At 29.3% G+C, this 13,467-nt stretch carries 12 protein-coding genes; 9 read left to right on the forward strand and 3 right to left on the reverse strand.

What is annotated here, in order from left to right; genetic code table 11:
* Positions 1-7 precede the first annotated feature (7 nt).
* The gene (locus G594_RS0109555; protein ID WP_027098377.1) at positions 8-727 is read right to left on the reverse strand and encodes a helix-turn-helix domain-containing protein; all 720 of its coding nucleotides are present in this window, start codon (positions 725-727) and stop codon (positions 8-10) included.
* Positions 728-897: 170 nt separating this feature from the next.
* Between G594_RS0109555 and G594_RS0109560 the strand changes: the two genes are divergently transcribed.
* The 8 genes from G594_RS0109560 to G594_RS0109595 all read left to right on the forward strand — a co-directional run bounded on the left by G594_RS0109560 (position 898) and on the right by G594_RS0109595 (position 9,427).
* Positions 898-2,382 (forward strand): NEAT domain-containing protein, encoded by a 1,485-nt coding sequence (locus tag G594_RS0109560; protein ID WP_027098378.1) that lies wholly within the window; start codon positions 898-900, stop codon positions 2,380-2,382.
* A gap of 55 nt (positions 2,383-2,437) precedes the next feature.
* The gene (locus G594_RS0109565) at positions 2,438-3,001 is read left to right on the forward strand and encodes a class D sortase (protein WP_027098379.1); all 564 of its coding nucleotides are present in this window, start codon (positions 2,438-2,440) and stop codon (positions 2,999-3,001) included.
* A 2-nt stretch (positions 3,002-3,003) separates the two neighbouring features.
* Complete coding sequence (isdE, locus tag G594_RS0109570) at positions 3,004-3,912, forward strand: heme ABC transporter substrate-binding protein IsdE (RefSeq protein WP_027098380.1); 909 nt, start codon at positions 3,004-3,006, stop codon at positions 3,910-3,912.
* A gap of 10 nt (positions 3,913-3,922) precedes the next feature.
* Positions 3,923-4,897 (forward strand): FecCD family ABC transporter permease, encoded by a 975-nt coding sequence (locus G594_RS0109575; protein WP_242829713.1) that lies wholly within the window; start codon positions 3,923-3,925, stop codon positions 4,895-4,897.
* Positions 4,897-5,676 (forward strand): ABC transporter ATP-binding protein, encoded by a 780-nt coding sequence (locus G594_RS0109580; RefSeq protein WP_027098382.1) that lies wholly within the window; start codon positions 4,897-4,899, stop codon positions 5,674-5,676. The genes G594_RS0109575 and G594_RS0109580 overlap by 1 nt, the downstream gene beginning before the upstream one ends.
* A 730-nt stretch (positions 5,677-6,406) precedes the next feature.
* Positions 6,407-7,141 carry a DUF4261 domain-containing protein gene (locus G594_RS0109585; protein WP_027098383.1) on the forward strand — a complete coding sequence of 245 codons (735 nt, stop codon included), beginning with the start codon at positions 6,407-6,409 and terminating at the stop codon, positions 7,139-7,141.
* 168 nt (positions 7,142-7,309) lie between these two features.
* Positions 7,310-7,507: a hypothetical protein gene (locus G594_RS20700; protein ID WP_027098384.1), complete on the forward strand. Its 198-nt coding sequence runs from the start codon at positions 7,310-7,312 to the stop codon at positions 7,505-7,507.
* 309 nt (positions 7,508-7,816) lie between these two features.
* Positions 7,817-9,427, forward strand: coding sequence for a family 20 glycosylhydrolase (locus tag G594_RS0109595; protein ID WP_027098385.1), 1,611 nt, complete (start codon positions 7,817-7,819; stop codon positions 9,425-9,427).
* Between the two features lie 64 nt (positions 9,428-9,491).
* Here the strand turns inward: G594_RS0109595 and G594_RS0109600 are convergent, their stop codons facing one another.
* Positions 9,492-10,658 carry a dicarboxylate/amino acid:cation symporter gene (locus tag G594_RS0109600; protein WP_027098386.1) on the reverse strand — a complete coding sequence of 389 codons (1,167 nt, stop codon included), beginning with the start codon at positions 10,656-10,658 and terminating at the stop codon, positions 9,492-9,494.
* Between the two features lie 249 nt (positions 10,659-10,907).
* Between G594_RS0109600 and G594_RS0109605 the strand changes: the two genes are divergently transcribed.
* Positions 10,908-12,707 carry a heme NO-binding domain-containing protein gene (locus tag G594_RS0109605; protein ID WP_027098387.1) on the forward strand — a complete coding sequence of 600 codons (1,800 nt, stop codon included), beginning with the start codon at positions 10,908-10,910 and terminating at the stop codon, positions 12,705-12,707.
* A 45-nt stretch (positions 12,708-12,752) separates the two neighbouring features.
* On the opposite strand, the gene G594_RS0109610 is transcribed toward G594_RS0109605, so the two are convergent.
* Positions 12,753-13,292 (reverse strand): 50S ribosomal protein L25, encoded by a 540-nt coding sequence (locus G594_RS0109610; protein ID WP_027098388.1) that lies wholly within the window; start codon positions 13,290-13,292, stop codon positions 12,753-12,755.
* Positions 13,293-13,467 lie beyond the last annotated feature (175 nt).

Consider the following 13,467-nt stretch of genomic DNA (forward strand, 5'->3'; position numbering starts at 1 on the left):
GAGGCATTTATGCCTCTTTTTTTCTATAATCAATTGGAGATATTCCTGTAATTTTTTTGAATGTTGTACTATAGTAACTTTGATTTTTAAATCCAGTAGCAAGAGCAATATCTAAAAGTGAATATTGCGTGTGTTTAAGCATCTCTTTAGATTTTTCAACTCTAAATGTATTTAAAAAGTTAGTAAAGGTAAGTCCAGTTTCTTTCTTAAAGACATTACAAAAATAACTTTTATTTATATTAAATTTAGAGCATAAACTTTCCATGTCTATTTCTTCATCGTAGTTATCATGAATATGCTTTATTGCGTTTAGAACAAATGGTGAATAGGCGTATTCACAGTGCATACTCATAAATTTATCTTTAGCTATTAATGTTAATAAATCTCTAAGATAATTTATGCAACATTCATTCTTTATATAAATAATGCCATCTTTATTTAAATCTTTATTAGTTGTAACAGGACCAAATATAAAAATAAGTGGTATTTGACATCTGGTAAATAGAGTAATTGCTGAATAAATCAAGTTATTCCCACTTTTTATATTAATGGGGTTATGATTTTTAGTTTCTTTTATTTTATGAATAATTCCTTCCTTTGAAAAAGTATTTAAATTCTCTTTTGTATAGTTGTAGTTAAATATAAGCTCAAAGTTTTTATTAAGTACAAGTATTGGAATGGAGGTACAGTAATAAAAGTCTTTAGCTATATCTTCAAATAAAAACATATAACATTTCTCCTGATCTATAAAACTTAATATATTAAAAAAAATAGAAAATATAGTGAAAAGTTCTTAGTTATATCTATGTTAATATAAATGTAGTTGAAATTGATTCTCATTTATTATTGATTAAAAAATAAGTTTTGTCAATATACAGAGATATAGGAGGAGAAATAATGGTAAGAAATAAAGTTAAAAAGTTTTTAGCTGCCGCTTTAATAGTAGCAGCAACCATGAGTATAGGAGGGAATCTTGTACAAGCTTCAGTAATATCGGGGGAAGGAAGCTTTATAGAACTTGCATCTCAAAGATTAAAAGATGGTGAATATGAAGTAAATAATGTTACAAATTATTTAGAAGAAGGTAATACTACCGGTCAATCAATGGCTAGAAAGGCTGTAAAAGAGAAGAGTAAAGTTATAGTAAAAGATGGTGTTATATCAGTAACAACATATTTTAGTGAAGATCTTTTCCCTATGATGAATAACTTTAAGGTTAGTATAAATGGTACTGACTTAAATGGAAAAGTTGATAAAGAAGATATGTCAATAACTTATGAAATACCTTCATTAGATTCAAAGGTTTTAATGGAGATGTTTATTGTTGTAATGGGAAGACAGGTAAGTTTTAACTTAAGCAATAACTTAGATAGCTTAAAATTAATAAAAGGATATGAAACAGCTGAAAAGGTTGAAAACGGAAATTATACAATAAAAAATGATGTTAAGTATACAGGAACAGGGAATGCAGAGACAGGGAATGCATCAGCAAGAAAAACTTTAAAAGATGTAAGTGATATAACAGTAAAGGATGGAAAGTATAATTTAACTTTAAACTTTAATGAAAGTTCCTTTGGTTTTATAGGTGATATTAATATTCAGGTAGATGGAAGTGAGGTTAATCCAGTTATTGATAGAGAAAATGCCAAAGTATCTTTTGAAATCAACTCATTAGATAGCAAGATAGATGTAAGTGTATTTGTAACAATGATGAATAGATATACAGATTTTGAAACGATACTTTTACAAGATACATTAGATAAAAGTGATAGTGATTCATCAAAGGATGAAGGAAATGATGATGTAACAGGTCCATCAACTGGAGGTTCTACAGGTGGTACAACAGGAGGAAATTCTGGGAATACTACAGGAGGTGCAACTACAGATACTAAGGTAGAAGATGAAGTTGTAATTATAGAGGGTAAGCTTTATACAATTAAAAATAAGGTGACTCATTCTAACCCAACTGGACAAGCTATGGCTAGACAATATTTAAATGAATCATCTTCATTAGAAGAGATAGATGGAAAATATTATTTAACGCTAACTTTTACAGGTATGGACTATATGAGTAATCATAAATTTATTATAAATGGAAAAGAGGTGTCTGCAAAGGCAAGTAAAATAGATGATAAGACTACAAAATATAGATTCCAAATTCCATCGTTAGATGTAACCATAAAGGTAAGCACATATGTTGCACCAATGGGAAGAAATGTAGACTTTGATGTAACTTTATTGAAAGATACTAAGGCATTTGTAAAAGAATTTACTGTAGAAAAGCTACCTCAAACAGGTGGAGCTTTAAGTAATGATGTTTTATTAGGTATGGGTACAGCAATGTTAGGGGCAGCAGGATTATTAAAGAGAAAGAAAAAATAGTTTTTTAGGGAGGGGATTTATCTCCCTTTCCCCTTTTAATAAAGGAGTAAGAATTATGAAGAAGTATATTTCTAATATTCTTATAGTTTTAGGAATTTTATTTATCTTAGTAGCGCTAGGAAGTAAATATATAAACTTAAATGAAATTGAGAAATCAGAAGAGAGTTTAGTTAACAAATTAGAAGAAGTAGAAAATAAAGAAAATGTTTATGAGGATATAAAAGTAGGGGATGAAATAGGAAAAATTACTGTTCCATCTTTAAATATTGAAGGAATTATAGTTGAAGGAACTGGTGATGAAGAAATAAAGTATAATATAGGTCATTTTCAGGGAACTTCAATGCCAGGAGAGGAAGGAAACTTTGCCATTGCTGGTCATAGTAGTACTATTTATAACAATGTTTTTAATAATATACACAAAATTAATATTGGAGATAAAATGATAGTAACTGCTTTAAATGGTGAATTTAAATATAAAGTAAGTGAAAGTTTTGTTGTAAAACCAGAGGATACAACAGTTTTAAATAGCTTTGTGGGAAGAAAAGAAATTACCATAGTAACATGTACTAATGGAGGAAAAGATAGATTAATCATAAAAGGTAACTTAGTGGAGGAATAAAAATGAAGTTAAAGAAGTTAGTCTTATTAACAGTAGTAGGAGTATTAGGAGTATCTTTAGTGTCTTGTGGATCAAAAACGGATGGAAATACAGGCGCATCAAAAGAGAATAAAGAAACTTCAGTGGTAGAAGAGCAAACAGAGGTAGTAGTAGGAACTTCAGTAGCAGTTGTACAGATATTAGATAAGCTTGGAGTAAAGGTAGCAGGTGTACCTACATCATCATATGATTTACCTGAATCTACGAAGGATGCTACTAAAGTAGGTAATCCTATGAGCCCTGATATGGAAATAATAAAGTCTTTAAGCCCAGATTTAGTAATATCTACAGATACTTTAGGAGATGATTATGAAGAGTTATTTAAATCAAATAATATACCAAGTATTTTTGTTAATTTAGATAGCGTAGATGGTCTTAGAGAAACAATTAAAACATTAGCGGAGAAGTTTAATAAGATTGAAAATGGTGAAAAGATATTAGCTGAATTAGATGAAAAGGAAAAATCTCTTAAGGAAGTTGCAAGTGAAAAGGGGGAAAGTAATGTAATGGTAGCCTTTGCAGCCCCTGGTGGAGTAAGTATGTTAGCTACAGGAGAAAGTTATGTTGGCAACCTAGTAGAAATGGTTGGAGCTAAAAATATTATTTCAGATACAACAGGACCTTTTGTTACGTACAATAAGGAAACTTTATCTCAAATGAGTCCAGATATAGTTTTAGTTATGACTCATGCACTTCCAGAACAAACACAAAAAGAATTTGCAGAAATGATTAAGACAGACACAGCTTGGAGAAACATTGGAGCAGTTAAAGAAGGTAAGGTGGTTTATCTTGATAGCTCTAAATTTGGTATGAGTGCAAACTTAAATGTTATGGAAGCTTTGGATGATCTTAGCAAAATGATATTTGAATAAAGAGGATATGATGAAAAAGAGATTATATATAATAATATCGCTAATAACTCTTTCTATACTACTATTTGCTTCTCTTGCGCAAGGAAGTATAGATATTACTGTGAAAGAGCTTTTTGATGGAATTTTTGGAAGTGATATAAGTAATAATTATGAAATAGTTAGAGATTTAAGAATGCCAAGAGTGCTTATTGCAGTACTTATTGGAGCGAATCTTTCAATAGCAGGAGTGCTTTTGCAGGCTGTAATAAGAAATCCATTAGCAGATCCATATGTAGCAGGTATTTCTTCAGGCGCATCACTAGTAACAGTAGGAGTTATGATATTTATTCCTAGCATTGGGATGATGAGACCTATTTTAGGGTTCTTAGGAGGTATAATTTCTTGTGGAATAGTTTATATATTTGCATACAAGAAGGAGCTTTCTCCAATTAGAATAGTACTTGTAGGTGCAGCTATTAATGCACTATTTGGTGGATTCACATCTATGATGACAACAAGTCTTGGAATGGGTGCATCAAATATTCAAAGATGGCTTCAAGGAAGCTTAGCTGCTGTTAAGTGGAGTGATGTAAGCATAATATTGATTTATTCAATTATAGGAGTTGTAATAGCTTTACTTTTAAGCAGGAACTGTAACATTCTTATGCTTGGGAATAAAAATGCAAAAAGTCTTGGAATAAATGGTGATGTACAAATGATTATAATTACAGGTGTTGCTGTATTTTTATCAAGTATATCAACCTCAATTGGAGGTGTAATATCCTTCGTTGGTCTTGTGGTTCCACATATCTGTAGAATGATAATAGGTTCTGACCACAAATATTTGATACCTTTTAGTGGACTTGTTGGAGCAAATCTATTACTACTTGCAGACACTTTAGGAAGAGTAATTATGAAACCTTATGAAGTTCCAGTAGGAATTATAATGGCTATAATAGGAGCTCCTTTCTTTCTATATATCTTAAGAAGGAGTGACATAAAATAATGCTTAAAGTTGAAGGAATAAAGTTTTCTTATAATAAGGATGAAGAGTTTATAAATGATTTATCGGTTGAGTTTAAAAAGGGAAAAATCACAACAATACTTGGTCCAAATGGAAGTGGAAAATCAACCTTGCTTTCATTATTATGTGGCTTAAATAAAGCTAAGTCTGGAAAGATTTTAATTGAAGGAAAGGATATAACAAAGCTTAAGTATAAGGATATTGCCAAGGTTATAGCAACTGTTCATCAGCAGAATTCTGTACCTAATGATATTACTGTAAGAGATTTAGTAGGCTATGGTAGATTACCTTTTAAAAAAAGATTTGAACATACTAATAGTGATGATGAGGAAATAATTAATTGGGCCTTAAAAGAAACTGGACTTGAAGAAATGGAAGAAAAGCTTGTAATGAGCATGTCTGGAGGAGAAAGACAAAGGGTTTTCATTGCAATGGCATTAGTTCAAAAACCTAAGATTCTTTTCCTTGATGAACCAACAACTTATTTAGATATATATCATCAAATAGAGATTTTAGAGTTAGTTGAAAGATTAAATAGAGAGCATGGAACAACAATAGTTATGGTTTTACATGATATTAACCAAGCTATTAAGTATAGTGATAATGTAGTCGTTATGAAAGATGGAGCATTAATTATGGAGGGAAGAGCTAATGATATTATTAATGAGAATTTAATTAGGAAAGTCTATGGAGTAAGTGGAACTATTGGAAAGGTTAATGGGAAGGCTTACTATGTAGCAGAGAAAACTTGCGTAGGATAAGAAGGATGAGGCTGCAATTCTATTTATAAATTTTCTTTTAGTAATGTTAATTTTTGAATTCAATTTCTATAAAATATATAGGTGAAAATAAATATTTAAATATTGTTATAAATACATATTTATATAAATATATGTTTATATAAATATATACACATTTTATTTAAAATCCCTTTCAAACATGGTAATATATAACCAAAACCTTATGGAATTAAAATTCAATAAAATAGGATTAGTAATACTATAAAAAACTGCTGAGTATATCAGCAGTTTTTTATTCTTTAGGAAATTATATCTATTATTAAATTGTGGATAACCTCAACAATTTAGCGATATATTAGTTTATTTCCTCCTAAAGAATAAAAAATAAAATTATATGTGCCGGGTCTTTTGCTCACATGCGTTTCCAAAAGCCAGAATGTGCTGAAAAAAATCGACGACTCGGCAAGCTCGTTTTGACGATTTTTTTACTGTCTAGTAAATTATAAAATTTCAATTAGCTATAAATCAAAGGTATTATTACATTTTCATATTAAAAAATATAAAATAAAGGATAGTAATTTTATAATTTCCTTACCTTTAGTACGCGTGGGGTGGATATTTGTTTTCATGTGACTTGGAGATTTCGACGAAACAAGGGAAATAAATATCCGCCACACCTTTTTTACTGTTTAATTATAGGAAAAGTATGATAGAATTTAATTGTAATAAATGGAAAGGAAAAGGGGATGAGATGAAAGATAAAAAGATAAGAACTGGTTTTGTACTTTTATCAGATGAAGGCTTTAATATAAAAGAGTTTAAGAGAAACTTATATAGAGATTGGGAAATTATGATTAAGGAAGAAGATCAAAGTGAAATTTTAATATTTGAAGTAAGTGATATTAAGGTTGTATGTGCATTAATTAATTCACCTGTTCCAAATAAAGAAGCAGAAGAAAATGCAATGAATAATTATCTTTGGAAAGAGGGGGAAGAGGAAACTGCTAAGCATAAGGCTCATATAGTTGTGTCAGTTACAAAAGGAGAAAATCCAATAGGAAATAGTATTGTATTTACTATGGTAGTTTCTTCTCTATTGAAGTTAAAAAATGCAATAGGTATATATCAATACCCAACAGTTTTACCTTCTGATTTTTATATAAGATGTGCTGAGGATTTAAAAGAAAAAGTTCTTCCTGTATTAAATTGGATATATATAGGTATTTATCCAAGTGAAAAAGGATTTTCCGCATATACATGTGGAATGGACTATTTTGATAAAGATGAGATTGAGGTTATTAACTCAAAAACTACACCTTCAGAGTTATATGGATTTATTTATGATATAGTATCCTATGTCCTTGAGTATAATGCAGTACTTAATGATGGAGAAACAATAGGATTTTCAGAAAAAGAAAAGCTACCTATAACTAAGTCAAAAGGAGTTGCTGTAGAAGGAAATAGTATAAAGATAAAATATAAGTAGAATAATGAAATTTACGAAAGGAATTTTAATCAATAGAAAAGATGATGTGTAAAGAATGTTATAGTGATAATCTTAGAATTACACCATTAATAAAGTCTAGGGAGTGCTTAGAAAATCATATTCAATATATATGCTCTACATGTGGAAGGTGTATATGTATTAATCAAGATGAAAAGAGTTTGTTATAAAATATTTAATAACGAAGAGGATTTAAAAGTTTATTTAGATAAGAATAAGGATAAAAGCTGTACTGGAAATAAGTCAATATATGCATCTAATTTATCTAATAATACTTTAGTAGGAGAAGTAAAGATATTAAGTAAAGAAGAGGTAGATAAATACTTAAAAGAGCAAAGTGCAAAGTAATATTTGAAATCTGAGGGAATGTGTCAAAGATACATTCTTTTTTCAATGTCTAGGAAAGTATAAAATTTCAATTGGCTATAACTCAAAGGTATTATTATAATTTCATATTAAAAAAATATAAAATCAAGGATAGTAATTTTATAATTTCCTTACCTTTAGTACGCGTGGGGTGGATATTTGTTTTGATGTGACTTGGAGCGTAGCGACGGAACAAACAAAATAAATATCCACTCCACCTTTTTAATGTATAGAATGTGTACTTTAATAAAAAAATAGTATAGATATTATGTAATTAAGGACGGTGAACTAATGAATAATCTATATCACAAGAGTTTAAATCGTATTTCAATAATATTATTATCTTTAGTAATTTTATCTACCTCAATATTTATAAACTTTCAAAAAAGAGAAGATGTGCAATCAACTTTTTTAGAAGAGGTAAGTAATGATATTATTCCAAAACCTTTAAGTTATGTAAAGAATAATGGAAAGTTTATTTTAAGTAAGGAATCTTCTATATATATAAAAGGAAAGAATAAAGAAGAAACAGAGGAAATACGAATAGTAGCAGAGTTTCTAAGAGAAAAGTTAATAAGTCCAACAGGATATGAATTAAAAATAGTTGAAGGGGATAATCCTCCCTCAGGAAATATTTACTTAACTACTTTAGGAGGAAATGAAGCCGAAGGAAATGAAGGATACAATTTAATAACTACAAAAGAAAAAATAGAGATTATAGCTTATAAGCCAGAGGGAATTTCTAGAGGTGTTCAAAGCTTAAGGCAGTTATTACCTCCAGATATAGAGAAAAATAGTTTGGTTAGTAATGTGGAATGGAGTGTGCCAGCTTCTAATATAAAGGATAAACCAGAATATAGTTATAGAGGATTAATGATTGATGTAGCTAGGCATTTCTTTTCAGTAGATGAAATTAAACGCCAAATAGATCATGCAGCTTTATATAAAATAAATAGGGTTCATTTACATCTTAGTGATGATCAGGGGTGGCGTTTAGAAATTAAACAGTATCCAGATTTAACTAAAATAGGTGGTAGCACAGAAGTTGGAGGAGGCAAGGGAGGATATTATACTCAAGAGCAATTTAAAGATATAGTAAAATATGCAAGAGATAGATATGTAGAGATAATTCCTGAATTTGATATGCCTGGTCATAGTAATGCAGCCTTAGCTTCTTATGGCTTTTTAAATCCAGATGGTAAGAGGAAGCCTTTGTATACAGGAACAGAGATCGGTTTTAGCTCTTTTATGACACATAGTGAAGAGACTTATAAGTTTTTAGATAATGTATTCAAAGAGGTAGCTGCCATTTCTCCTTCAAAATATTTTCACATAGGAGGAGATGAGGCCCTTAGCACTAAGAAGGAGAATTATGATTACTTTGTTGGAAGAGTAGCTAAAATGGTTGAGGCTTTAGGAAAAACTCCAATAGGATGGGATCCAATTGATACATCACCAGAGATAAACTTTAGTGTAATATTGCAAAATTGGAAGGATTCAAATGAAGCAGCTAGAAAAAAAGGAATGAAGATGATTATTTCAATTGCTAGTAAAGCATACTTAGATATGAAATATAATAAGGATACACCATATGGCTTAGATTGGGCAGGGTACATACCGATAGAAACAGCATATAATTGGGATCCAACAGATTATGCACCAAAAGATCTGGTATTAGGGGTAGAATCACCACTATGGACAGAAAATATTTTAAATCAACAGCAAATGGATTTTATGATATATCCTAGACTATTAGGATATGGGGAAATTGGTTGGACACCAAAGAAAGATAGAAATTGGAATGAATATAAAATAAGATTAGAAAAGCAAGGAGAAAGGCTAAAGAACCTAGGCATCAACTATTATAGAGATAGTAGCATATGGCCTTCAGAGAGAAAATAATAAAATATTTCTCAGGAAATAATTGGAAATTAATGCAAGATAAAAGAGCTAGTACATTGTTATACTAGCTCTTCTTTTTGCCCACTATTTTATCTATTATTATTGCTAAAGCGCCGTCTCCGGTGATATTAGTGGCAGTACCAAAGCTATCTTGAGCTGCATGTAATGCAATCATTATAGACTTTTCTACAGAACCAAAACCTAACATCATTTCTAAAATACCAAGTGCAGCCATTACACCACCACCAGGTACTCCAGGTGCAGCTACCATTGTAATACCTAACATTAATATGAATGGAAGAAAACTACTAAAGGTAGGAGTTTGTCCATTCATATACATTACCCCCATAGATGTTAAAACTAATGCTATAGTATCACCTGCTAAATGGATTGTTGCACATAGAGGTATAACAAAATCTGCTATCTCTTCACTTACATTATTATTCTTTGTAGATTCTAATGTGACAGGAATTGTAGCAGCAGAAGATTGCGTACCAACTGCTGTAAAGTATGCAGGTATCATATTTTTAATAAGCTTTAGGGGATTTTGTTTTTTAAAGCTACCAGCAATTAAATATTGAATTAAAATATATCCAACTTGTAAGGTAAACAATATTATATAAACAATACCAAATGCTTTTAAGGTAGTAAATATCTCTCCACTAAAGCTTAGTTTTGCAAATATTGAAAATATATAAAAGGGAACAAGAGGTATTAATACATTCTTTATTACCATTTCTACTATAGAACTAAATTCTTCAAATATTTTTAATAAAGTACTATTTTTTATGCGAGATAATCCAACTCCTAGTATAAATGCAAATACTAAAGCTGACATTATGTTTATCATTGGTGGAATGTCGATAGTGAAATAAGGAGTTAAGTCTACAGTTCCTTGCTCAAGTAAAATTCCCCCATTTATGAACTTCGGCAGTAGATTAAATCCAATAATAAATGCTAAAAATCCAGCAATTAAAGTAGATGTATAAGCTAGTACGATAGTTAATAATAAAGTTTTACCAGATTTGTTCCCTAGAGAAGCAACTCCAGGAACTATAAATCCTATAATTATTAGTGGAATAATAAAGGATAAGAAGTTTCCAAATAAACTACTAAAGGTAGTCAATATTCTCATAGGAAATACTATAGAAAGTGATTTACATATAAGCCCTACGCTAACCCCTAGTATCAAAGCTATTATAATTTTACTTATTAGTGAAAATTTTTTCATATGTTTAAGCCCCTTTAATTGTGTCCTTATATAAAAAACACATGTTTTGTAATTGAGTACACTATACTATGGATAAAAAGAAAAGTCAACCCTAATATTTAAATTTTATTTCAAAGTTTATATATAAATAAAATTTTAATATAAAAAGTTATTAATATATTGTGAATAAACATGAAAAATATGAAATTTATAGTATAATTTAATGTAAATTGCCTAAATAGTGCAAAAGATAAAAAAGGAGGAATGGTAATGAAGGGAACAGTTGTTGCAACTTGGCTTAATACAACTAGAAAATTATTTGGTGAAGATGTAGTTAAGAATGCAATGTCTTACGCTGGTTGGGGTGAAAATAAGATATTCTCACCAATAGAAAATGTGGAAGATGATAAGGTCAATAAATATATAAAGTACATATCAGATAATAAGAACATAACTACAAAAGAGTTATGGAGAAAAATTGGACAAGATAATATTATATCCTTCAGCAAGGATTATCCAGCATTTTTCAAGCATGAAAGTGCATACTCATTTTTAAAGTCCATGTATGATGTACATGTAGTTATGACAAAGAAATTTATAGGGGCAAAACCTCCTATATTAACAATTACACCTATTTCTAGAAGAGAAGCTATATTTACCTATAACTCTTCCAGGGGAATGTTTGAATATTTTCTTGGAATGCTTGAGGGGGTAGGAAATTACTTTAATGAAAAAATCCAAGTTGAAGAAATATCTAAAACAAATACATCATTAGAATTAAAATTAATGTTTAGTGAGGATATTCATTACAATAAAGAGTATAAGTTTAATATACTTATGTCATTAGGTTTTATTAAAAACTTTGGAGTAAAGGCAGGATTATTTACTGGAATTACATTATTTATTATATTAATACCTTTAATGGGAGTTAGCAATATAATTAAGTCCATTATAGCTAGTATAATAGCAGGTGGATTAACATGCTTAGGAACAAATTTAATGTTATCACCCTTATCACAACTTAAAGAAGAGCTTAATAGACTAGTGGAAAATAGATATAACATAGATGAAAGCATTAAAACTAATGACTTTTTTGAGGATATTTATGAAAAAATTAAAGAACACAAAAAAATAATCCAATCAGATTTTGTAAGCTTTAAGGGATTAACAGATGAAATGAGCACATTTATTAAAAAAATAGATTTGATAAGTGTATCAATGCAACAAGCATCTGAAAGCATAGATGAAGTGGTTGGACAAGTTGCTAATAGTGCAGTTGAGCAGGCTGGACAAACTGATGAGGTAGTAATGTCTTTAGAAGAGAATATAAATGCTTTAGGTAAAATAGTTCAAGTAGAAAATAGTTATAAGAATAATTTAGAGGAAGTATTAAAGAAAATTAATAAAAGCAATTCTGGTGTAGAAAAATCAAGTGGAAACATAGGAGTAACATTAGAAAACTTTAATGATGTTAAGGTAAAAAGTGAAGATTTAGAAAAAAGAGCAAATGATATAACAAAGATAGTGTCTATTGTAGCAGGAATAGCAGAGCAAACAAATTTACTTGCACTTAATGCATCAATTGAAGCTGCAAGAGCTGGTGAACAAGGTAAAGGATTTTCTGTTGTTGCAGAATCTATAAAGAAGCTATCAGAACAATCAAAGGAATCAGTTAAAGAAATAAATACAAACTTAGTACATTTTAAAGGTAATATTGAATCATTAGTTAAACAAATAGAAAATCAATATTTCATATTGGAAAAAGAAACATTAAACCTTGAAGATGTAAAGAATTTAAGTTTTGATGCTAATAAATCTATTAATTATATTGCATCATCTATGATAAACATTATAAATGATTTAAATGAACAATCAAAATCTATTGAATCATTATCTAACAATATAAAGAATTTGGCATCAATTGCAGAAGAGAATTCAGCGTATTCAGAGGAAGGAAGTGCTAGCGTTACTCAATATACACAGGAGATTAATAATCTGACTGAAAATATATCAAACTTTGAAAAGATAGCTAATATGTTTAAAGAAGAATTGGAAAAATATAAGATATAATAAAAAGCACTGTATAAAAGTACAGTGCTTTTTTGTGTGGGAACATTAATTTGTAATAATAGCTACTAAAGCTTTAGGGTCACTTAAAACAGAAATATCTTTTGGAATGGATATGTCTTCAAGTAATATTCTATTATCAAAATTCATATTAGAAACATCAATATCAATTGACTCAGGTATTTTTTCAACATCCCCTTGTAGTTCAATAGATGTAATATGTGTTTCTAATACCAATCTTTTTGATTCTAAGTTTTCCTGTCCACTAAATTTTATAGGAATTTTCATTTTAATTCTTTCGTTAGGTTTTGTATATTGAAAATCCACATGTATTATTTCATTACGATAATTCTTTTGAAGATCTTTAACAACACAGTTAAGCTTCTTTTTGCCTAAACAAATAGGTATTATAGAACCCTTGTTATTGGTTTTTAATAACCTTTTTAAATCAGAACTATCAATTTTAATAGGAATTGGGTTTTTTAGAAATTCACCATAAATAATACCTGGAGTTAAACCTACTCTTCTTAAATTCACTTTATTTTCATTATTCTCTCGCTTACATACATTAAAAGTTAAATTAGACATAATAAACACCTCATAAATTAAATATATTAAATAGTTTATTAGGCCCTTAGAAGTTAGAGATCTTTAACTAAGATAGACACTTAACTAACTAAAATAAGGGCCTAAGAGCAAAGATCCTCATATGCATCATCCTCCTTTATGTCATTGTAGGACAGATTATAAAATAAAGCAAAGT

Origin of the sequence: Clostridium paraputrificum AGR2156 (assembly GCF_000424025.1) — a bacterium.
Taxonomy (GTDB): domain Bacteria; phylum Bacillota; class Clostridia; order Clostridiales; family Clostridiaceae; genus Clostridium; species Clostridium paraputrificum.

Bases quoted from the DNA above. Each gene is read 5' to 3' on its own strand.
- G594_RS0109555 (WP_027098377.1), bottom strand. From the start codon at position 727: ATGTTTTTATTTGAAGATATAGCTAAAGACTTTTATTACTGTACCTCC.
- G594_RS0109560 (WP_027098378.1), top strand. From the start codon at position 898: ATGGTAAGAAATAAAGTTAAAAAGTTTTTAGCTGCCGCTTTAATAGTA.
- G594_RS0109565 (WP_027098379.1), top strand. From the start codon at position 2,438: ATGAAGAAGTATATTTCTAATATTCTTATAGTTTTAGGAATTTTATTT.
- isdE (WP_027098380.1), top strand. From the start codon at position 3,004: ATGAAGTTAAAGAAGTTAGTCTTATTAACAGTAGTAGGAGTATTAGGA.
- G594_RS0109575 (WP_242829713.1), top strand. From the start codon at position 3,923: ATGAAAAAGAGATTATATATAATAATATCGCTAATAACTCTTTCTATA.
- G594_RS0109580 (WP_027098382.1), top strand. From the start codon at position 4,897: ATGCTTAAAGTTGAAGGAATAAAGTTTTCTTATAATAAGGATGAAGAG.
- G594_RS0109585 (WP_027098383.1), top strand. From the start codon at position 6,407: ATGAAAGATAAAAAGATAAGAACTGGTTTTGTACTTTTATCAGATGAA.
- G594_RS20700 (WP_027098384.1), top strand. From the start codon at position 7,310: ATGAAAAGAGTTTGTTATAAAATATTTAATAACGAAGAGGATTTAAAA.
- G594_RS0109595 (WP_027098385.1), top strand. From the start codon at position 7,817: ATGAATAATCTATATCACAAGAGTTTAAATCGTATTTCAATAATATTA.
- G594_RS0109600 (WP_027098386.1), bottom strand. From the start codon at position 10,658: ATGAAAAAATTTTCACTAATAAGTAAAATTATAATAGCTTTGATACTA.
- G594_RS0109605 (WP_027098387.1), top strand. From the start codon at position 10,908: ATGAAGGGAACAGTTGTTGCAACTTGGCTTAATACAACTAGAAAATTA.
- G594_RS0109610 (WP_027098388.1), bottom strand. From the start codon at position 13,292: ATGTCTAATTTAACTTTTAATGTATGTAAGCGAGAGAATAATGAAAAT.